Origin of the sequence: Lentzea guizhouensis (assembly GCF_001701025.1) — a bacterium.
Taxonomy (GTDB): Bacteria; Actinomycetota; Actinomycetes; order Mycobacteriales; family Pseudonocardiaceae; genus Lentzea; species Lentzea guizhouensis.
Genome location: NZ_CP016793.1, coordinates 1,617,912 through 1,637,148, shown reverse-complemented (window position 1 = coordinate 1,637,148; position 19,237 = coordinate 1,617,912). Strand labels below are relative to the sequence as shown.

The window sequence follows — 19,237 nt, the reverse complement described above, 5'->3', positions numbered from 1 at the left end:
CCTCGGCGCAGCATCTCGCGTTCGTACTCTGGGCACGTGATCGATCACGACGAGGCGCCGGAGATGGAGGCACCCGCTGATCCGTGGTCAGCGCTCCTGCCGGGACAGGAGCTCGTACCGGCCTACCTGACCTCGCGGTTCGCGGCACAGTACCGGGTGATCGTCGAGGTCCTGCTGGCCGAGCAGGACACCAGCCTGACCGGGTTGTCCTACGACGAGGTCGCTTCCGAGGTTCTGCACCTCGACGCACGGTTGGTGCGGTGGCGGATTCTGCCCCGTTGCAGGAAGCCGCCCGCCGGTGGAGAGGGGAGTGATCGGCGGTCATGGAGATCACGAGTGAACTGATCCGGGCGGCGTTGGGGACGAATCCGACGCTGACGCTGCTGAAGGCGTACTCGCGAGACTGGGTGTTGCCATTGTTCGCCGAGCATCTCGAACAACTGGACGGGTCGGTTTCCGCTGAATGGTTCCACGAGCGGGTCGCCGAGGCGCGCGCCCAGATTCGTGATTGGCAGGGCAACGTTACACCGGCCGAGCACTGCCGCGACTGGGTCGAGAAGCGCTGGCTGGAGACCGAGACGCTCAACGGGCGCTTGAGGTACCGGTTGTCGCCTCATACGTTGCGCGCCCTGCGGTTCGTCCGTGAGCTCGTCGAGGGTGAGACAACTGTCAGCGGCGCGCGCCTCGGCTCTATCTCGCACGCGGTGCGGCTCTTGGCTGACATGACCAATCCGGACCGGGAGGTCCAGGTGCGGCGTATCGATCAGGAGATCGCTGAACTGCACAAGCGACGCGACGACATCGCCTCCGGTCGGGTACGGCTGGCGACTCTGGAGGAGATGAAGCAGCAGCTGCGCGAGATTCTCGCCATGACGCGGTCCTTGCCCGCTGACTTCCGGCAGTTGCGGACCATGGTGGAGGATCGTCACCAGGAGGTCGCGCGGCGTGCCATGGCCCAGGGTTCGCCCAAGGCGGACCTGGTGGAGGAGTATCTCAGGGAGAACGACCTGCTGTCGAAGACGAGTCAGGGCACGGCATACGTCGGGTTCTCCCGGTTGTTGTCGTCCAGGCAGTCCGAACAACTGCGCGCCGACATTGATCAGATTCTCGGGCAGGCGTTCGCGCTGGAGCACATGACCGCCGCGCAGCGTGAAGAACTCGACAGCATGCTTTCGACTCTCCTCGCCGCGGAGCTTGATGTGCAGAACAGCTACCTGCGCTGGTCCGCATCGCTGCGTCGCTTCCTCACCCGTGCAGCCCACGGCAGGCATCAACGGCTGATCAGCCTCGCCGACCGCGCTCTGCATGCTGGCGCGACATGGGTACAAGCCGAACCTGGTCAGCGATATGTGCCGCAGGACGTGCTCGGCGTGGGACCTCTCGCTGTCGTCGACATCTCCCAGACGCAGCTGTGGCGTGACCACGGCCCACAAGAGGTCATCGTCGAGGTCACCGAACAGCGCAGGACGCTGCCCACCGAAGACCGTGAGGCCCTTCGGCTGGCCGCCGGCACCAGCCCACGTGCCGTCGGACGGACCATCAACAAGCTGCTTGCCAGCCAATCGGTGGTGATCGGTGCCGAGGTGTTCGACGCCATCCCTGCCGAGTTCCAGCGTCTGGGCGCCCTGGTGAGCCTGCTCGACCTTGCCGTGGTGCACGGGCAGGTCGACATCGATCTCGTTGAGACGGTGAGACTGTCCGGGAACCGCGGCAGCGTCCTGATGATCGCGCTGCCTCATCTCGCCTTCGATACTCCCGTCCCCACGAAGGAGACGCCGTGAGCGAGCGCGTCGACGTTCCCTACGACGACTCGACGTCCAGCGACGACATGGACCAGTACGGTTTCGAAGACGACGAACCGGACCAGCCAGGAAGCTCCCGACTACCGACTGCGGCCCGACGGGCGCTGACGACCCTGCTGACCAAACGATTCATCACCCGGTCCAGAAACCGATCCGCGTGGGACGCACTGCTGACGTACGAGACCGAGATCCGTGAGCGTCTCGCCGACATGTACCTGCTCCTCGTCGTCGACAAGGACTACGAGGTGGCGTTCAAGCGCCAGGACCCGGCCGATGACGCGCCGAGGCTGCTGCGCCGCGACAAACCGCTGCACCGCGACGCGTCGCTCCTGCTGATACACCTGCGCAAAGAGCACACTTACACCGATGCGACCGATGATCCGGTCGTGATCACCCGAGCCCAGGTGGCCGAGTTCCTGCGCCCCTTCCGAGAGGACGGCGACGGTGACGAGGCCAAGTTCCAGCGCCGTGTGGAGGCCGCTGTTCGCGCTGTGGCCGACCTGAAACTGCTGACACCGGACCCGGATGCGGACTACCTGTTCACCGTTTCACCCGCGGTCGTTCCGCTGATCGGTGCCGATGAGGTGATGCGCATGGAGCAGTACTTCAGCCAGGCAGCCGGGGAGGCTGGCGTGCCTGATGAGTCCGGGCACGAAGGATCTGGTGAGGATCTCGCATGACTGCACCTCGAGCGGCCTTCCGAAAAGACCAGCAGACGGCACTGTTTCCGGTTGCAGACGAGGAAGGGGCAGCACAGTTCCGCATCATCGAAGTGCAAATCCTGAACTGGGGTGCGTACTCGGGGCTGCAGAGCATGATCGTGGCGCGTTCAGGCACCGCGATCGTCGGCCCATCCGGACGTGGCAAGTCAACCCTGTTGGACGCGATGGCCTCGGTGATCCTGCCCAACCCGCAAGAGTTCAACCAGGCTGCCCGCGACGACCGCGGTAAGAAACGTGAACGGACAGTCTATTCGTACGCTCGCGGTCACACCGACCAGAGGCAGGACGAGAACAGGCGCTCCGCGACGACGAACTACCTGCGGCCACCTGGTGCCCCCGGCTTCCCCAGTGGTGCGGCGATCACATGGGAGACCGGCGACGGGCGCCGCGTCACGTCGTTCCGGCTGGCGTGGGTGGGGCAGGACGCCGACGGGCCGGAGGCGGTCAACGCCACCACCGTTTACGGATTCGTCCACGACCGCTTCGACTTGGCGCAGCTCAACGGGATCACCGCCGTCCGCCAGGGCGCCTCCCCGCTGTCGAAGACATCCCTGGAACGTCTCGTCGACCTGGACCGGGGCGACGTAGTGGACCCCTCGCAGGCGCGTGTGCACGCGAAGATGCGCTCCGTCATGGGCATGGGCTCCACCGACGAGTCGCAGCGCCTGGCCATGCAGCTTCTGCGGCGTGCCCAGGCGTCCAAGGGCATCTTCTCCATCAACGCCCTGTTCAAGGACTTCGTGCTCACCGAGCCACTCGCGTTGACCCGGTGGGATGTCGCTCTTGAGGCGTACCGGGAGGCGTCACGACTGTACGAGGAGTTCGAGACAGCACGCCGCCGAACCGAGACGCTTGCGCCGCTTCCTGCTATCGCCGAGAGGTACTATGCCGCCGGCTCGGACTACGTGGCCAAGAACAGACTGCTGATCGGTGGCGACGATAGCCCGACTCGGTTCCAGGTGTGGCACGCGGAGAAGGTCGCCGAATGGGCCGAGACGGCCATCGACGACAACCGCCTCGCCAAGGCGGAAGCAGATGAAGAACACGCCGCCGCTGCCAAGACAGCCGGAACCGCCGAACGGCACGAGAAAAACACGATCGATCAGCTCACCGCCGCTGGCGGAGACCGTTCTGGGCTCATCAAGTTACAGCTCAAGCACGCGAAGGAAACACTGGAACGGCTCGAGGCCGAACGGCAGCAGCTCGAGAATCGCCTCTCCGTTTTCAAGTTGCCCCTACCCACTTCACCAGGCGACGTCACCCTCACGCACGACAGCCTCGACGACCTTGCCGTACAGGAGACGGAGGCGTTGAAAGGCGCCTCCGACACCGCCACCAAGGCCGCTGGCAGGCTTTGGCAGCTTCGCAAGGACGCCGAGGCGAAGAAACGCGAGATCACCGGCTTGCGGGCACGTCGCAACCTCATCCCCGAGGATGCTGATACACGCCGCAACCGGATTGCGTCCAGCCTCGGCATCGAGATCGACCGGCTCCGGTATGCCGGCGAGCTGCTCCAGCTCAAGCCCGAGCACCGTCGATGGGAGAAAGCTGTCGTCGGCCTGCTACTGCCGTTGTCGAGCACCCTGTTGGTCGACAGCCGCGACTTCGCCCGTCTGCGCCGATACGTGCACGACAACGACATGCAAGGCACGGTCACCATCGCACCCGCCGCCTCAGGCTCACCTGGGCCCGCCCCGGTGGACGGTGGAATTCCAGCGTTGCTCGACATTGCCGACCATCCGTTCCAGGGATGGCTTGCGAGCGAGCTGAACGAGACCGCGAACTACCTCTGCGTGGAAACCGAAGTTGAGCTGGACGATCAGCGTCCCACATGGGCTCGCGGTTCGATCACCCCAGCCGGCATGCGAACCGGCTCGCGGCACCGGTTCACGAAGGACGACCGTCGCCTGCGCTACCCCTGGATCGGATGGGACACCCGCTGGCTGCTGCAGGACCTAGACGATGAGCTCGAGTCGATCGAGCGGGAGGTCCAGATCGCCGACGTGTCGACGAACGAGGCCAATCTGCGACACGAGTCGGCACGCAACCGACTGAACGAACTGCGAGCGCTACGCACCAATCTGACCTGGGAACGAATCGACACCTCAGTCGCCCGAGAGCAAATCGGAGAGTTCGAAAACCAGCTCGCGCAGGCCAACTCTCCCGAGGTCGCCCACCTGACGGAACTGTTGCAGAAGCAGCGTGAGAGGGCGGTCGCCGCTAGTCGCGAGGTGAAACGGCTCGAAGAGGAACAGGAAAGACTCGACAAGCAATGGGGCGACCTCGTCTCGGTCGTGGACGACGCGAAGGACCGTGTCGACGCCGGGCCACCACTGAGCGCCGACGAGCGTGCCGCCCTCGCCCCCACCCCGTTCAACGCGCCAACCGAGGCCGCAGGGGTCACGGCCAGCCTGAGAGCAGCGATGGAGAACCTGCGGGGGCAGATCGAGCAGCACAAGCAGGACCGGGAGAAACTCGAGGTCGCTGTGGTGGGCCACATCGCCGCCTATAGGAACCTGGACGAACGAACCGCGCGCGAGACGGACGGAACAATCGATTCTCTGCCGGCGTTGCTGGCGATCTACCGGCAACTGGTGACCGACGACCTGCCCCGCGCCAAGGACGCCTGGCTGGCGAAGGTCGACGAGGACATGAACCGGCAACTGCGCGGGTTGCTCGTGCAGATCGAGGATGACGCCCGGAGCATCAAGCGCGGACTAGTCCCGATCAACGACGTGCTGTGCCACGTGCGGTTCCGGACAGAAGCCACGTTGAGCATCGAACCCGTTGAGCGACCAAGCGGCGACCTGAAGGACTTCCGCCAGATCATCACCCGGTACACCAGCAACACCGTCGGCATGGACACCGAACGAGATATCGACCAGATCGAGAAATCCTTCACCCGGCTGCGCAGACACCTGGCCAGACTCGACGACCAGTCGCGAGCCGGGGACGCATGGCGGCGGAAAGTGTTCGACGCCCGCGAGCACGTCGAGTTCCAAGCCATCGAGTCCCGTCCAGATGGCGTCAAGGTCGTTCACGACGGCGTCTCTGGAATGAGTGGCGGCGAAGGGCAAGAGCTGATCGCCTTCATCCTCGGCGCAGCCCTGCGGTTCCGCCTCGGCGAAGGTCACGAAGGGCCGCCTAGCTACGCATCGGTCATCCTCGACGAAGGATTCGTGAAGGCCGACAGCGACTACACCGGCAGGTCCCTGTCAGCCCTGCAGGCCCTCGGCTTCCAACTGATCGTGGGCGCACCCCGCGAGAAGGCGACTGCCTTCGAGGACTACGTGGCATCCGTCGCCTACATCAATGTGGACGTTGACGATCTCACGCGGGTGCGGATCTACCCCATGACGATGAAGGAGGCGCTAAGCCTGGAGGAAGATCCCTGATGCACGAACCCGACCATGTGCTGGACAAGATACGTGCGCGCTACCGCAATATTTGGCGTGACAGGCTCCTGCTCGGCGCCGACACCGCCTTTTTATTCGCCCTTGCGGCACCATCGGCGCAGATGATCGCCCGGGACTCCGACACGGTCAGCCGTTGGATGCGGGAATGGCGGACCTGGTCGGCAGCGCACCCCACGGCTCGGCTACGTGGCGGCAGCCGCCGCACAGTCGTGGGCACCCAGGAGGTGTTCACCCACCTCGACCTTCCCACGATCGACGACCTCGTTTCCCTCGACCAAGACCTCGCCGACCACTGGCTGCGGGCGAACGCCAGATGGGCGAGGCTTCAAAAACTCCCCGGTGGAGCGGCCGAGGAGCGGCTGCGCCCGCATCTGCAGCAGATCGTCGAGCTGGACGATGCCGACTTCGAGATCCTGCTCGGTGCCACGACGTGGTTCACCGAAAACCCGCGTTCCGGGCTGACGATCCGACAGGTTCCAGTACCGGGTATGCACACCAAGTGGCTCTCCCGCCACCGCCGGCTCGTCCTGGCCTGCCTCAGCATCCCCGATCTGGGCGGCGACATCGACCAGAACGATGAGGAGCTTGGGCAGGACAACCTGGACCCACTCGGACTGAAGGCGCTGCCTGTCCATGTCGACGTGATCCTGGCAGACCCCGTCGATCGCGCACTGGTAGGCGGCCTGCGGCACCTGAGTGCTCCTCTGCCGGAGATCGACGCACTGCCCGTCCACCCGGAGACAGTCTTGATCGTCGAGAACAAGGAGTCCGCTTACCTGGTTCCCGACCGGCCCAGGACCGTCGTCGTTCACTCGCTCGGCAACCACCTCAACGTCCTGGACGAGATCAGCTGGCTGGACGGTGCGCGCCATGTGTACTGGGGAGATCTCGACCGTGCCGGCTTCACGTTGCTGTCACGTGCTCGTGCCCGGATGCCGCATCTCGCCTCCGTCCTGATGGACCAGACCACTCTTGAGGAGTACAAGGCTCTTGCCGTTGAAGACGGGACACGAGTCGACACGCCGGAGCCGAACCTCATCGCCTTCGAAGCCGCCGCTCTGGCCGAACTACTAACAGCGCACGGCACCTACCTGCGCCTCGAACAGGAACGCCTTCCTTCTGCGTTTGTCCTCGACCAGCTCAATCGCGCGATGGAAGGACACGGTTCCGGTCAAGTCCGGTATTGAGCCGGGCAGCGGCCTCGGCTCAGGTGGAGGTGTTCGGAGTCTCCGAACGCCCGATCCGCTGCTCGTAGGGTCGACTCCCGCCGGGTTCACCATTGCCGACAGATGCTTTCCGTGGCGCCCAGGTCGAGATCTTGGCGTTTCGATGCGAGAACGTATGCCGAGAAGTGCGGTTTGAGCGGTCATCGCGACGCGTCCGTCGATCTTGCGACAGCTGTCAGAGGACTACGGGACGTTCACAATCTCACGCGCATTGCGGTGCATGAAGCGCGTGCTCGCGTTGTTGATGGCTGACCTCGCGGCTGTAGCGCTCTGTTGATCAGTAGCCCCGGTAGACACTCTTGTTTCAGTGAGTGGAGCCCCGGTAGGAGACCAAGGGGAACGGGGCTGACATGCAGGTTTGCGTTTCCTCACGATGTCAGCCCCATTAGGGGAACGGGGCTGACCTGCGGAAATGCTTGATCATCGTGGTGCCCCCGGCGGGAGTACCAAAGGATGGGAACGGGGCTGACCAGCGGTTTCATGTCGGCAGCCTGGTGGTGGAGTCAAGTTTCGGGCTATCCACGCCCGAGTAGCGCCCGCTTGGGGGCGGGCTCCGACCGTCCCACGTTGGGGGCATTGGACGCACAGTGCTGGCCGCCAGACCTGCGGCCCAGGGACCGCAACCAGGGCGTGGACCCCCGGCGGCGTGCACGCCAACGGCCACGGTCACCCGCGCCGTTGGGCCGCGCATGGCGTTCCGGGACTTCGCCACCGCCGCCTGCGACTTCGAGTCGACATCCCGTGATCGCGCGCGAGGGACGGGTTTTCCGCTGACGGGAACCCGTCCCTCGTCGTGACAGGCCTTGTGTCGTGTGCCGTTGGCTAACGACTTACCTCGGGCTATTCAGCGTTCTCCGCTTTTGGGCGCGCCTGGTTGTTGTCGAGGTCGTCGAGTTGTCGTTGGACGCGGTCGGCTTCGGTGTCGCGGCCTTGTTCCTGATACAGCCGCAGCGCCTCCGACCAGTCAGCGCGGGCCTTTTCCTTGCTTCCCAGAGCGAACAGAGAAGAACCTGCTCGATCGAGGATGCCCGCGACCTCGTATGCGTCGCCGAGACTGCGAAGCAGAGCGATGGCGTGATGGTAGTGGTCGACGGCCTGGCGGTGGTCGCCCGCGCGATGGGCGACGAGTGCCAGGCTGTCCAGGGTAGCGGCTTCGCCGTAGGTGTCGTTGTGGTGCCGGTGCAGGGCGAGGGCTGCCTCGCAGTGTTGGCGGGCGGTCTCCAGCTCGCCCGAGCGTGCGGCGTGCCAGCCGACCAGGTTGAGCGCGTCCGCTTCCCATCTCGGGCGGCCGAGGGTTCGGTACAGGTCGAGACAACGCCGGGCGTGTTCCAGAGCGCGTTGATCGTCCCCGCGTTGCTCCCATGCGGAGGCCAGTGCCTCGTGGGTGTGGGCCTGCTCGGCGGGCTCGTGGTGGTGTTCGGCCAGTTTGAGGGCGTTGTTCAGGTTCTCGGTGGCCTGCTTGTGCAGACCTGACCGGGCACAAGCGTGGCCGAGGGCTCGGTAGGTGCGGATGCGGGTGAGGGGATCGGCCAGGTGGTCTGTGGCGTCGGCGGCGGCTTGCCAGGTGGCGAGTGCGTCGCGCAGATGGCCTCGCCGGGTGTGGAAGGCGTTCAGGGCGTCAGCGAGGTGCCAGACGATGTCGTGCCGGCGGTGGGCGACGGCGGCACGCTGGGTGGCCAGGAGGGTGGCGTGCTCGTCCTGTAGCCATGCTGCGGCAGCCTCGACGTCAGGCAGCGGCAGCGGCGGGACGCAGGGCGAGCCGATTGGTGGAAGCGGGCGGTGCGGAGCCAGCAGGCGGTCGGCGGCGAGGGCGGTGTGCAGGTAGAACTCCATGGCTCTGGTCAGGGCGGCCTCTCGCTCGGCGGTGGGGAGTTCCTCGGCGGTGACGTTGGCGTAGCCGCGGACGAGGTCGTGCATCGTGTAGCGGCCGCGCGGGCGCCGTTCGAGCAGCGATGCCTCCTCCAACGCGGACAGCGCCTTACGTGCGCGGTTGCGTGGGAGACCGGTGAGGGCGACCGCGGCGGCCAGGGTCGTGTCGGGGCCAGGGGCGATGCCCAGCAGGCTGAACATGGTGCGCTGGTCGGCGGTGAGGGTGCGCAGCGACCAGGACAGCACAGTGGGCAGGCTTGCCGCCGGATCGGTGTCGTGGTCAAGCGTCTCCAGGCCGAGGTTGCGCAGTTCGCCGGTCAGTTCGGCCAGTGGTACCCCGGGGCGGGTGGCGGCTGTGCGGGCGATGATCGCCAGAGCCAGCGGATAGTTCCCGCACAGCGCGACAAGTTCGTCGACGGAGTCGGCTTCAGCGGCGACGCGGCGGGCGCCCAGGCGCTCGACCAGCAGGGCGAGCGCTTCGTGACGGGTGAGCACGCCGAGAGTCAGATGACGGCAGCCGTGGCGGTCGATCAGCGAGGCGAGCCTGGTGCGGCCGGTGATCAGCACGGTGCAGGTGGGGCTGCCCGGCAGCAGCGGCACGACCTGCTCGGCGGTGGCGGCGTTGTCCAGCATCACCAGCATCCGCCTCCCGGCCACCAGGCTCCGGTACAACGCGGCCTGGGCGTCGAGTTCCGGTGGGATCCGGTTGGGCTCCACGCCCAGCGCGTCGAGGAACCAGCGCACCGCCATTTCGGCGCTTACCGGCACTCCGGCAGGGGAGAACCCGTGCAGGTCCACGAACAACTGCCCGTCCGGGAACCGGTCGACGTGGGTGTGTGCCCAGTGCAGAGCCAGCCAGGTCTTGCCGATTCCTCCTGTCCCCGCCAGTGCTGAGATCACCACCTTTCCCTCCTCCTGCTCGAGAGCCGACGCCAGCTCGGCGAGTTCGTCGACGCGGCCGACGAAGGCGGCTGGGGCGGCGGGCAACTGCCGGGGCACAGGACGTTCCGGCACAGCAGGAGGATGATGGTGGTGGACATCGCCGACGGCGACCGTGTGAGCTTGGATCACCACTCCCGACAGCTCGGTCGCGGTGACCTCGTTGTGCACCTCGCCAGATCGATCTTGAGACGTCATCACTCTCCTGCCGGGCACGGTGAAAGTCCTCGACTCCAACGGCGCGGCACCGGTGGCCGTTCCCGATGTCGCCGAATAAGTCACGGTATGGGCGAATGAGTGATCGGTCGGGCGGTTTGAGAGCGCTGCACAACTTCCCCTGGGGCGTCTGCGAAACCGAATCACTCCGACGCTGGCTTCCGTCCAGCGCGGCAGTCGGCCTGACCAGGACGAAGGGCTGTTCCGGCCGCAGAGTGTTCGGCAGTCGTCATGCTGCGCGCCGGCAGTGTTCGTAATATTGGTCGAAGAACGGGTTCGGATCTCAGCGAGGGGTGTTCAGTGTCTTCGAGCGAGGCGGCGTCAACGGCCAGCGTGCAGACCAGCGACCATGACGGCGTGCTCGTCGCTATGGTCAGCGGCGAACTCGACATGATCAGCGTCGATGCGGTGGGAACGACTCTCTTCGATCACTTGGCGGTCGTCCGGATGGCTTGGTAGTGGAGTTGGCTGTGGATTTCATGGGCTCGTCGGCGTTGTCGATGCTGCTGGAGCTGTTGGGACGGTCACAGCGCGAGGGCGTGGGATTTGCCATCGTGGCTGCGCAGACTGCGGCGCTGCGTCCCATGATGGCCAGTGCCCTGAGTCAGGTGCTGCCGTTGAGCCAGTCGGTGGACGAGGCTGTGAAGGCGATTCGGAAGGATTGGGAATCGGGCCGGCAATCTGTTCAGTGATCCTGCGACGGCGCGAGGGACACCAGCCGGAGCACCGTTGATGCAGTGAGCACCTCACCGCGCCGCAGGGCATGTTCCTGAAGGATGCCGATCGTGGCGGTGTCGGCCAGTGCCCGCACCATCTGCCGCTCTTGGTCGAGGTTTTCCGGTTGGGTAGCGGCTCGAGTATGCGCTTTCCGCGGTTGGTCGAGGGAGCGTGTCGATGCACAACTCAACCGGCAGCGTGTTCGCTCCGACGCTGTTCCAAGACGAGATTGCGATCGTCACGGTGAAAGGCGAGATCGACACGGTGGCGGATGAGATTCTGCTCGCCGAAGCCGTGGACGTCCTGACCCGACCACCTGCCGGCCTGGTGATCGATCTCCAAGCGGTGACCTTCTTCGGCTCCTCTGGGATCAACTTCCTGGTCGCCGTCAGGCACCAGGCTCAGAGCAGAGGAGTGCCGTTCGCGGTTGTTGCTGCGCAGAACGCTGTGGTGAGGCCGCTGCAGCTGACGTGTGTGGACCGCATCATCGCCCCGTACCCGAGCTTGTCCGACGCCCTTGCTGCTGTGCGCGCGACCGGTTCGCCGCCAGCCCAGAGGAAGCAGCTGACCCGTCCAGCGGCGTCAGCGACACCATCAGAGTGATCCACCTCAGGACTCGGCAGGGTACTGCTCGACGCGGTGCAGCCTGGCGAGGTGTGCGGCGTTGCGGGCGGCGGTGGCGTTGATCGACTTCACGGCGTCCGGCGTTTTGTCGAGGTTGTTGTAGTCAAGGGTCTGCATGGCCTGGCCGTTTCAGTAGGTGCAGCCCTGCGCGGGATCGTGAAGCCGCTGTCGTTGAGGGCCTGGAACAGGTCCGCGACGATCTTGTGGGCGCCGTCCTCGTTGCCGACCACGGCGGCCAGCGTGACCTTGCCGAACATTGCGGCCTGTCTTCGTCGTCGGTTTCCGGCAGCGCAGCGTCGAGCCGTTCGAGCACGCACCGCGTCACGCTGGAGGCGCGGCCCATGTCCGCCTCGACGCCGGTTCCGATGGCACGTGCCGGTCGATGGGGCCGCTGGAGCGGTTAGGAAGCAGGAGGCTGCTTCCGGGAGATGGCGGCGCGCAAGGCCTCGAGCGCCTCATGTTGAATCAGGCGCACCACCCTCCGGTGTCGAGTTCAAGACAAGCGCAGTCTGATCTGTGGACAGACCCTGAACGACGCGCAGCCTCAGCATGGCGCGTTGCTCTCCCGTGAGGATTGCCAGGTACCTGCAACCACCCTGGAACTGATAGCTCACGATGGTGGTGGCGAGGCTGTGCCCGCGTCGATCCGTTCAGCTAAATCCAGCGCACCGGTGTGGCCGCGGTGCCTGCGCGCGTGTAAGGCTGCCGAGGGGTGAGGACGGTCCCACACCCGTGTCGAGCTTGCAGAGCACGCGGACGACCGTTCCCGCGGCATAGCGCTTCCTCCGCCGACGACGCGAGCCTTCCTGCCGCTGCGGTAGTCGAATTCACGCAACGTGTGGATGTCGTCCGCAAGGTTTGTGGTGGTGTCGGCAAGATCGTTCATAGGCGGAGAGCAACTCCTGACATCGAAGGGGCGGCACCGCGTGAAGGCGGAGCTGCAGCCTCGGTCATGCGCCCGAAACCGGCCGCGACACCGAGGCTACTGCGGCGCCGCTACCAGGCGCCGCAGCTGTCCGAGTGCTTTCTGTGGCGGCTGGCGCACTTCGTCGCCTTTCGACGAGCGAACTCACGACGACGTCCTTCCATCGATGCGGCTCCACGGTCGTCCGATACCTGCCGGTGACCGTAGCCGATCTTCGAGATCAGTCGAGTTCCCACGGCGAGATCATGCCGGTCACGATCGCCTGGGCGACCTCGTCGACCGATCTGCTGACGACGAAGGCGTGTCCGCGCAGCCGGGCCACCGCCTCGGCCGCGGACACGCCGACGGTCGCGACGAGCATTCCGGTTGCCTTGTGCAGCTGCGCGTGATCCGGCGCGAGCACGCCGCGCGAGCTGTCTCCGCTGCCCAGCTGCGGGCCGAGCAGCACAACAGTCATCAAGTCGGCGACCTCCAGCGCGATCGCGAGCTCGTCGTCCGAGAACGGTCGTGCTCGTCGGCAGTAAAAGCCGATCACGCCGATGCCGATCGCGTCCGCCCGCAACGGAAACGCGAAGATCGCGCCGATCGGCCGTCCGGCCATCGCCGCGGCGAACGCAGACCACCCCGGCGCCGAGGCGTGTGCCAAGTCAGGAGCCAGCACGGGGCTGCACGTGGCGAACGCCTCGAAGCAAGGTCCTTCACCGAGACTGAACTGCACGCTCTCGATGTGTGCGGCGACGTCGCTGGCGTACAACGACGTCTGGAACCGAGGACCGTCGATCAGCGAGACGAAGGCGCCGTCCATCTGCAAAGGATCCATGCACGTGCGGACAAATCTTGGCAACGCGTCCGGATTGCTCGCTTGCTCGTGCAACGCCACGACGGCCGCCGCGTAAATCCTGCAGATCGCTTGGGGGAGATCTACGCGGTCATCCATCTGCAGTGGTCGGCTGGACCGGCGGGCCGTCTTTCACTCGCACCAGAACTCCTTCGCCGCACGTCGACTGGCTCGCAGTCGCTCCTGGACGTGGCGAGGTCTGGGCCCACGCTTCGCGTGCCGCACAGGACCAACACATGGAGACTGCTGTGCGCGCACGGACGCCGTAGTTCACCCCGAGCGCGCCACAGATCGGGGCAGCGTCCGGGTGATATCGCGGAGTCCGACGCTCTCATGCTGGGGAGCGCCGCACGCTAGGCCGGGACATCTCGTCATCGAACACCATTTGCACGGCTCCACCGCGTTCCATGGCCAGGCGGCCGGCGAACTGCCTCGTCATAAGTGGTTTGGCTTGTTCCGTCCTGGTGTAGTCAGCCGGTCGCGATCGTCGAGGGGATCCGCGCTCCGCGGTACTGGACCTGCACATCGGCCACCGGTTTGTCCGAACTGTGCGCTCACATAATCAGCACAACCGAGGATCTCGGCGAAGAATTCCGCTACGGTGTAGTGCCCGTGCCCACCGAATTGGTGAGCAATTTCGTCGACCACACGTCAGGTGCTGGACGGATCCGTGTTGTGCGCAGCGCCGCGCGGGCAGTGAGATCACCGTCGAAGTCGACAACATGGCACGACAGCCGGTGCGTGGCCGGTCCGGACTGAGCGACACCCGACGATTTGGTGTCGTGATGGCCGACAACGTGTTCCACCCCTGGGGCACCCGCCGCTTCCGGCTGCGGGAAGACTGTGGTCGCCTCGGTACGCCGTCCTGAAGGTTAGATGTTGTCGCAAGTGATTCGACTGTGTACGGCGAAAACTTCGATCTGCGTGAGCGTTCACCATGTGGACCTCAGAGATCAGCGTCATGACGGCACAGAACGCTACGACGCCCGTGCAAGATCCTCAGGTGGTGTTCACGAAGATCGATGCGTTCACAGGCATCGCGACTACAGGCGCGTTGTGAAAGCTGTTCACGGTGCCTTGTCGTCGCGCCGTTCGAGATGCGCAAGAGCGTCGGCGGACGTTGCGGCAATGGTGAGGACGGCGTCGAGGTGCGTGATCTGCAGCGGCCGCAGCACGGCGTGATGGTTGCCGACCACGATGAGCCGTGTGCCACGGCGGCTTGCGTGGTTCTGGGCGGTTACAAGAGCCGACAGGCCGGTGGAGTCCATGAAGGTCACCTCGGTGCAGCCGACGACGAGATCATCACCGGCAGCCAGTCGTGTACTGAGTTCCGCGCGGAGTGGATCGGCCGTGGTTATGTCGATCTCGCCACCTACGTGCAGCACGGCGACACCGTCGAGCAACTCGGCCAGAACCGACCGCGTCACGTCGTCCTGCTCGCACGGCGTGCAGCCGCTGCCGACAGCGACGACGACCGCGGCGACGTCGTGCAGCTTGATGTTGGTGTGCTGGGAGATCTCCCGCAGCACGGCGAACGCATCGTCAGCACCGCAGGAGCGCATCAACATGATCATTCCCTTGGCCTGCTCGATGACCGGCCGAGTGGCCGCGATTCTGCGCAGGTCCCGCAACTCACGGTCAGGGGCCACCGGGTCGTGCGACATCACACCGACGATCTCACCTCACCATGGCGCGTCCGCGCCACCCGCCGCGCAGCACCCGCCCCATCAGGTGAGACGTGACGCACGCGTAACGGGGCACCGGCACGTGCCGTTCAGATCCTCTGTCAGCGTCCCGACACGGGCCGACCGCACAGACACGGCCCCACACCTGTGGGCTGAGCTGGCGATACGCTTACCGCGATCGTCGGGTCGGCAGATCCAGCTCAGCCTCTGCCATCACCACCAGCGGCTCCCACACCCGAAACAGGTGATCCACCGCCTCGTCAGCGGCTCCGATGCGCGCGCACACCACTCCATCCCGCAGCTCGGCGAGCAACTCTGGATGCAGGCCGCGCAACCACGGCTCTACCGCGGTGGTCAAGATCGCGGCACGGTCCCACGAGGCGAGTTCAGCCTGAGCCACACAGCCGCACTCGGTGTGAAGTTCGCACGGCTCGTCATTGAACACGGCCGCCAGCACGGCGTGCACAGCGGTCTGCAGAACCCACGCCGCGGTTCGCTCATCCTCCAGCGGGGTCATCATCCCCGCACCCTAGCGAGCCGCCACACCGACCGCCGGGGGTGACACGGCATTCCACCTCAACAGATCCTGAACCGCAGCGCCGAACGACACCACGATCATTACGCAGATCCGAGATGCATTCTCACCGACGTACAGCCGGAGATTGCACCGCAAGGTAACCGGATTGGCTGCTCACGCCCGCGGCCACGGGGGTAGCGCCGCAGGTTCATGGCAGGCCTCGCCGAGGGACTCGCCATGAACTGGTTCGTAGTCGCGGTATGCGCGTGCTGGCGCAGCAAGCGCATACCCGTTCTGCGACACCAGCCACCGCAAGCGGTTCCGCAAGGAAGACGCGCCCGCCTCCCATCACGACAAGAGGTGAGCGGAGAGCCGTTCTTCGAGCAGTTCGGTCGCTTGCACTCCGAACACCACGTCGGGCTTGATCGACGGTCCCTGCTCCAGTAGGGGAGCCGATGACGTCACGGCGCATGATCTGCTCGTGCACGGCGTCGACCTCGATGTGCTCGGTGTAGAACTCGACGCACCGCGGGTCGGCGTCCAACCTGGCCAGCGCCTGGGTTGTCCGGTACGCGCTCGGGCCCGTGGTGATCTCGGCGGCGGCGAAGTGACCGACCAGCGCGCCCCGCAGTGACTGGTGCAGGCCGAACAACGACATCATGTTGACGATCGCGATGGCCGGCGCTGGTACGTCGTCGAGGTAGTGCAGGCACTCCGACCGCATCCCGGCTCCGTCGAGCAGGTTCGAGACAGCTTGGAGTGCATCCGGTCGGCGCGCCCCGCCGCCGTACTCGTCGAATTCGACCGCGACCAGTGCCGCCTTTGCCTTGCCCGCAGGCGGGGGATCACCCACGTGTGCGGATTCGCTTCCTGATGGTGTACACCGAACGGTGCGCGAAGAACTCGCGCATGTGGTCCCAGGATCCCTTCACCGTATGTGGTGCGGCACACCGTTGCGCGGTCCCGTACGACAAACCAAGACACGACCCCTCACCGCAGTTGTACCGCACGCAAACGGGCGTACCGCGGAGCGAGGTTTGTGAAACATCGATCATCTGAGCGAGGCAGGTCCAGAGGGTTTCCGGTTGGGCGCGCATCAGCGCTTCTCGCGGTGGGTCGAGAGGAGCGTGATGGTGAACCACTCAGCCGAGGGTGCCGTGGAGTAGGTGTCCGCTCACGTTGTGATCCAAGACGAGATCGCGATCGTCGCGATGGCTGGCGAGATAGACATGACCACCGACGAGACTCTGCTCGCCGAGGCCGACGCCGTGTTCGACGACGACGCCGCCGCCGGTAGGGGTCATCGACTTGGAAGCGGTGGACTTCTTCGGCTCTTCTGGCATCAACCTGCTGTTGGCGGTGCAGCAGCAGGCGTGGCACAACGGCGTCCCGTTCGCTGTCGTCGCTGCGCACAACGCGGTGGTGCGGCCGTTGCAACTCACACGTACGGACAAGATCTTCTCGTTGTTTCCGACTGCCCAGTGCTCTGGCCGCTATGCGGTACCGAGGACTTGGTGCCGCCGCAGGGACGTCGCTAGACAGCCCCATGGGACGTCTGCGTCCGTTTTGACGACGTGAGCGAGCAGGGGATCAGCGCCCAGACGGACTTACCGATCACACGTTGAGCCGCGCCCCACTGCTTGGCGATCTGGTTCACGATCACCAGGCCTCGCCCCCGCGGCGAGTCGGTCGAGGGCGGTCGTAGCACCGGTGCTGTTGGTGAAACGTCCTCGACCGAGACGGTAACGACACAAGGCATGTCCGACTTCCTCAACTGGAGTCGTGCCGGAAACCGTGCGTGATCGTAGACGTTCGAGACGAGTTCGGTGATGACCAGCAGTACGTCGACGAGATCGTCCGGGTGCAGGCCGACCAAAGTCGACTCAGCCCATCTGCGCACTCCGCCCAGATCAGCGACCTCGACGTCCAGTTCCAACACGTGCACCTGGTCGGGAAAGGCATCACTGTTCATCGATCTCACCTGCCTTTCCGCTCGTGGTCAGATGCTTGGCGGATGCCCGCTGGCACTGTCGGCCAACCGCTCGGCAGCAGGCTGTCGGTCAGCCGCTGGCGCACTTGCATCGCGCCAACCACACGGTCAAACGCCTGCCGACATCACGACGACGCCGCCGATGACCAACGCGATCACACCGTCCCCAGCGCTGGCAAGCCCGCCGGAGGTGGTGCCGCCGACAGCCTCCGTCGTCGTCTCCGTCGCGGGAGAGTCACTGCTCGACGGGCCGGTCCTTGGTCGGCGTCGTCACCGCGTCCGCGGCTTCGCCGCCTGCCGAGAACTCGAAGGCCCCGCCGTCCGGTGCGGTTCCCGCCTTCCGCACCGCTGATCTCCAGGTGGTGCGAGACCTTGCCGGACCTGTCGTCCTTGTAGCCGCCGATGCAGATAGTGAACACCGGGTTTCTTCAGGCCGGCCTGCCTCCTCGCCTCGTCGAGGTTGATGGACCTGGCGTCGCCCGCCAACTAGAGACCGCGGACCTTGATGTGGGAGGCGCCCGGTGATCCTCGGCCGCCGCACAGCCGCCGGGTATAACTCGCCGATCTTGCCCGGACCACAGCGCGCGTTGACATGAACACTCCGCTGACCTCGGTCGCTATCTCAAGTCAGGCCATGCACGATGACACAGTCGAACCCTTGCTGTGGAGTGGAGAATCGGATGCTTGTTGTGACGGGTCCGTCAGGCAACGTCGGCTCCGAACTGGTCGACCTGTTGTGTTCGCGGTCCACAGGTTCCTGGCGGGTGGCGTCCCGGCGGCCGGGGTCGCTGGCCGAGCGCGTCACGGCCAGCGGTGGGCAGGTAGTGTCGTTCGACTTCTTCGACTCCTCCACATGGCCCGCCGTGCTCGACGGCGTGCGAGAGCTCTTCCTCCTCTTCCCCTTGCCCGGTAACAAAGCCGCGCGTACCGCGGTGTTGCCGTTTCTGCGTGCCGCGCAGAGAGCCGGATGCCGGCACGTCGTGTACGTCTCGGTGTTCGGCGCGGACAAGGCCCGGTTCATTCCTCACTACAAGGTCGAGCAAGCCCTGTTCGCGTCGTCGATGTCATGGACGGTGCTGCGGTGCAGCTTCTTCATGCAGAACCTGTTCCGCTCGGTGTCAACGCACGGTGAGGACATCGTCGAGCGAGGCGAGCTGTTCATCCCGGCTGGGCGTGGACGGACCACCTTCATCGACGCCCGCGACGCTGCTGAGGTAGCGGCCGATGCGCTGCTTCACCTGGACCAGCATCGCAACACCGTGCACCAGCTGACCGGCTCGGCCGCGTTGACCATGCACGAGGTCGCCGACGCTCTGAGTGCGCATCTTGGGTCGCCGGTGCGTTACAGCAACCCGAGCCTGCCCCGGTTCGCAGGGCGCCTGCGCCGCCGCGGCGTCGGCTGGGACAGCATCGGGTTCATGTCCGCTGTGTACACCTTGACCCGGCTGGGACTTAATCAGCCAACAACCGATGACGTAGCGCGGCTTCTTGGTCGTCCACCGCGGACCTTGGACAACTTCCTGGCCGATCAGTCCTGGCGATTCACGAAACGCGTCTGGACCTGAGTCCGAGCCGAAACGACTCCCCGGCACGCGCCTCGCAGCGGATCCCCTCGCAGCGAACGACCGGCGGGCGATCGTGGATGCCACCCGCTACATCGTCGACAACGGTGCCAAATGGCGATGCCCGCCCGGCGACTTCCAGCGCTGGCAGACCGTGCACGGGCCGCGATCACCGAGTACATCGGCCGT

The 19,237-nt window shown here is 65.5% G+C and carries 19 protein-coding genes; 10 read left to right on the top strand and 9 right to left on the bottom strand.

Going from position 1 to position 19,237, the window contains the following annotated elements; all coding sequences use genetic code 11:
* The first annotated feature begins 36 nt into the window (after positions 1-36).
* The 5 genes from BBK82_RS08290 to BBK82_RS08270 are packed head-to-tail and all read left to right on the top strand — an operon-like array spanning position 37 to position 7,127.
* Positions 37-345 (top strand): hypothetical protein, encoded by a 309-nt coding sequence (locus BBK82_RS08290; protein WP_065914474.1) that lies wholly within the window; start codon positions 37-39, stop codon positions 343-345.
* Positions 324-1,781 (top strand): DUF3375 family protein, encoded by a 1,458-nt coding sequence (locus BBK82_RS08285; protein ID WP_065914473.1) that lies wholly within the window; start codon positions 324-326, stop codon positions 1,779-1,781. The genes BBK82_RS08290 and BBK82_RS08285 overlap by 22 nt, the downstream gene beginning before the upstream one ends.
* Entirely contained in the window at positions 1,778-2,482 is a 705-nt protein-coding gene (locus BBK82_RS08280; RefSeq protein ID WP_065914472.1) for a DUF4194 domain-containing protein, read from the top strand. Before BBK82_RS08285 ends, BBK82_RS08280 begins: the two co-directional genes overlap by 4 nt.
* On the top strand, positions 2,479-5,919 hold the full coding sequence (locus BBK82_RS08275) for an ATP-binding protein (RefSeq protein WP_083267866.1): 3,441 nt from the start codon (positions 2,479-2,481) through the stop codon (positions 5,917-5,919). The genes BBK82_RS08280 and BBK82_RS08275 overlap by 4 nt, the downstream gene beginning before the upstream one ends.
* Entirely contained in the window at positions 5,919-7,127 is a 1,209-nt protein-coding gene (locus BBK82_RS08270) for a Wadjet anti-phage system protein JetD domain-containing protein (RefSeq protein WP_065914470.1), read from the top strand. Before BBK82_RS08275 ends, BBK82_RS08270 begins: the two co-directional genes overlap by 1 nt.
* 879 nt (positions 7,128-8,006) lie before the next feature.
* Here BBK82_RS08270 and BBK82_RS08265 read toward each other — a convergent pair.
* The gene (locus tag BBK82_RS08265) at positions 8,007-10,145 is read right to left on the bottom strand and encodes an ATP-binding protein (RefSeq protein ID WP_237048090.1); all 2,139 of its coding nucleotides are present in this window, start codon (positions 10,143-10,145) and stop codon (positions 8,007-8,009) included.
* Positions 10,146-10,421: 276 nt separating this feature from the next.
* Between BBK82_RS08265 and BBK82_RS50010 the strand changes: the two genes are divergently transcribed.
* Both BBK82_RS50010 and BBK82_RS08260 read left to right on the top strand, forming a co-directional pair.
* Positions 10,422-10,649 carry a hypothetical protein gene (locus BBK82_RS50010; RefSeq protein ID WP_154697186.1) on the top strand — a complete coding sequence of 76 codons (228 nt, stop codon included), beginning with the start codon at positions 10,422-10,424 and terminating at the stop codon, positions 10,647-10,649.
* 20 nt (positions 10,650-10,669) lie between these two features.
* Positions 10,670-10,882 carry an STAS domain-containing protein gene (locus BBK82_RS08260; RefSeq protein ID WP_335618115.1) on the top strand — a complete coding sequence of 71 codons (213 nt, stop codon included), beginning with the start codon at positions 10,670-10,672 and terminating at the stop codon, positions 10,880-10,882.
* Here BBK82_RS08260 and BBK82_RS55755 read toward each other — a convergent pair.
* Entirely contained in the window at positions 10,876-11,004 is a 129-nt protein-coding gene (locus tag BBK82_RS55755) for a hypothetical protein (protein WP_257785442.1), read from the bottom strand. The genes BBK82_RS08260 and BBK82_RS55755 overlap by 7 nt on opposite strands.
* A gap of 80 nt (positions 11,005-11,084) precedes the next feature.
* On the opposite strand from BBK82_RS55755, the gene BBK82_RS08255 reads away from it, so the two are divergent.
* Complete coding sequence (locus tag BBK82_RS08255) at positions 11,085-11,510, top strand: STAS domain-containing protein (RefSeq protein ID WP_154697184.1); 426 nt, start codon at positions 11,085-11,087, stop codon at positions 11,508-11,510.
* Between the two features lie 6 nt (positions 11,511-11,516).
* Here BBK82_RS08255 and BBK82_RS55750 read toward each other — a convergent pair whose 3' ends face one another.
* The 6 genes from BBK82_RS55750 to BBK82_RS50000 all read right to left on the bottom strand — a co-directional run bounded on the left by BBK82_RS55750 (position 11,517) and on the right by BBK82_RS50000 (position 16,839).
* A complete protein-coding gene (locus tag BBK82_RS55750) occupies positions 11,517-11,648 on the bottom strand; it encodes a hypothetical protein (protein ID WP_257785441.1) in 132 nt (43 codons plus the stop codon).
* A gap of 1,028 nt (positions 11,649-12,676) precedes the next feature.
* Positions 12,677-13,336 carry a GAF and ANTAR domain-containing protein gene (locus BBK82_RS08245; protein WP_218920599.1) on the bottom strand — a complete coding sequence of 220 codons (660 nt, stop codon included), beginning with the start codon at positions 13,334-13,336 and terminating at the stop codon, positions 12,677-12,679.
* 1,025 nt (positions 13,337-14,361) lie between these two features.
* On the bottom strand, positions 14,362-14,925 hold the full coding sequence (locus tag BBK82_RS48745; RefSeq protein WP_179953760.1) for an anti-sigma factor antagonist: 564 nt from the start codon (positions 14,923-14,925) through the stop codon (positions 14,362-14,364).
* 223 nt (positions 14,926-15,148) lie between these two features.
* Entirely contained in the window at positions 15,149-15,499 is a 351-nt protein-coding gene (locus BBK82_RS08235) for a hypothetical protein (protein WP_065914466.1), read from the bottom strand.
* Positions 15,500-15,704: 205 nt separating this feature from the next.
* Complete coding sequence (locus tag BBK82_RS47330; protein WP_071812552.1) at positions 15,705-16,349, bottom strand: iron-containing redox enzyme family protein; 645 nt, start codon at positions 16,347-16,349, stop codon at positions 15,705-15,707.
* Positions 16,350-16,638: 289 nt separating this feature from the next.
* Complete coding sequence (locus BBK82_RS50000) at positions 16,639-16,839, bottom strand: hypothetical protein (protein ID WP_154697183.1); 201 nt, start codon at positions 16,837-16,839, stop codon at positions 16,639-16,641.
* On the opposite strand from BBK82_RS50000, the gene BBK82_RS56670 reads away from it, so the two are divergent.
* Positions 16,814-17,074, top strand: a complete 261-nt coding sequence (locus BBK82_RS56670; RefSeq protein ID WP_218920598.1) for an STAS domain-containing protein — start codon at positions 16,814-16,816, stop codon at positions 17,072-17,074. The two genes, BBK82_RS50000 and BBK82_RS56670, sit on opposite strands and share 26 nt — an antisense overlap.
* Here BBK82_RS56670 and BBK82_RS08225 read toward each other — a convergent pair.
* Positions 17,031-17,468: an ATP-binding protein gene (locus tag BBK82_RS08225; protein ID WP_065914464.1), complete on the bottom strand. Its 438-nt coding sequence runs from the start codon at positions 17,466-17,468 to the stop codon at positions 17,031-17,033. The genes BBK82_RS56670 and BBK82_RS08225 overlap by 44 nt on opposite strands.
* Positions 17,469-18,166: 698 nt before the next feature.
* Here BBK82_RS08225 and BBK82_RS08220 point away from each other — a divergent pair.
* Positions 18,167-19,051 (top strand): NmrA family NAD(P)-binding protein, encoded by an 885-nt coding sequence (locus BBK82_RS08220; RefSeq protein WP_065914463.1) that lies wholly within the window; start codon positions 18,167-18,169, stop codon positions 19,049-19,051.
* Positions 19,052-19,237: the final 186 nt, after the last annotated feature.

Coding starts and splice junctions, on each gene's coding strand:
- BBK82_RS08285 (WP_065914473.1), top strand. CDS start 324: ATGGAGATCACGAGTGAACTGATCCGGGCGGCGTTGGGGACGAATCCG.
- BBK82_RS08275 (WP_083267866.1), top strand. CDS start 2,479: ATGACTGCACCTCGAGCGGCCTTCCGAAAAGACCAGCAGACGGCACTG.
- BBK82_RS08270 (WP_065914470.1), top strand. CDS start 5,919: ATGCACGAACCCGACCATGTGCTGGACAAGATACGTGCGCGCTACCGC.
- BBK82_RS50010 (WP_154697186.1), top strand. CDS start 10,422: ATGCTGCGCGCCGGCAGTGTTCGTAATATTGGTCGAAGAACGGGTTCG.
- BBK82_RS08260 (WP_335618115.1), top strand. CDS start 10,670: ATGGGCTCGTCGGCGTTGTCGATGCTGCTGGAGCTGTTGGGACGGTCA.
- BBK82_RS55755 (WP_257785442.1), bottom strand. CDS start 11,004: ATGGTGCGGGCACTGGCCGACACCGCCACGATCGGCATCCTTCAGGAA.
- BBK82_RS08255 (WP_154697184.1), top strand. CDS start 11,085: ATGCACAACTCAACCGGCAGCGTGTTCGCTCCGACGCTGTTCCAAGAC.
- BBK82_RS55750 (WP_257785441.1), bottom strand. CDS start 11,648: ATGCAGACCCTTGACTACAACAACCTCGACAAAACGCCGGACGCCGTG.
- BBK82_RS08235 (WP_065914466.1), bottom strand. CDS start 15,499: ATGATGACCCCGCTGGAGGATGAGCGAACCGCGGCGTGGGTTCTGCAG.
- BBK82_RS50000 (WP_154697183.1), bottom strand. CDS start 16,839: ATGCCAGAAGAGCCGAAGAAGTCCACCGCTTCCAAGTCGATGACCCCT.
- BBK82_RS08225 (WP_065914464.1), bottom strand. CDS start 17,468: ATGAACAGTGATGCCTTTCCCGACCAGGTGCACGTGTTGGAACTGGAC.
- BBK82_RS08220 (WP_065914463.1), top strand. CDS start 18,167: ATGCTTGTTGTGACGGGTCCGTCAGGCAACGTCGGCTCCGAACTGGTC.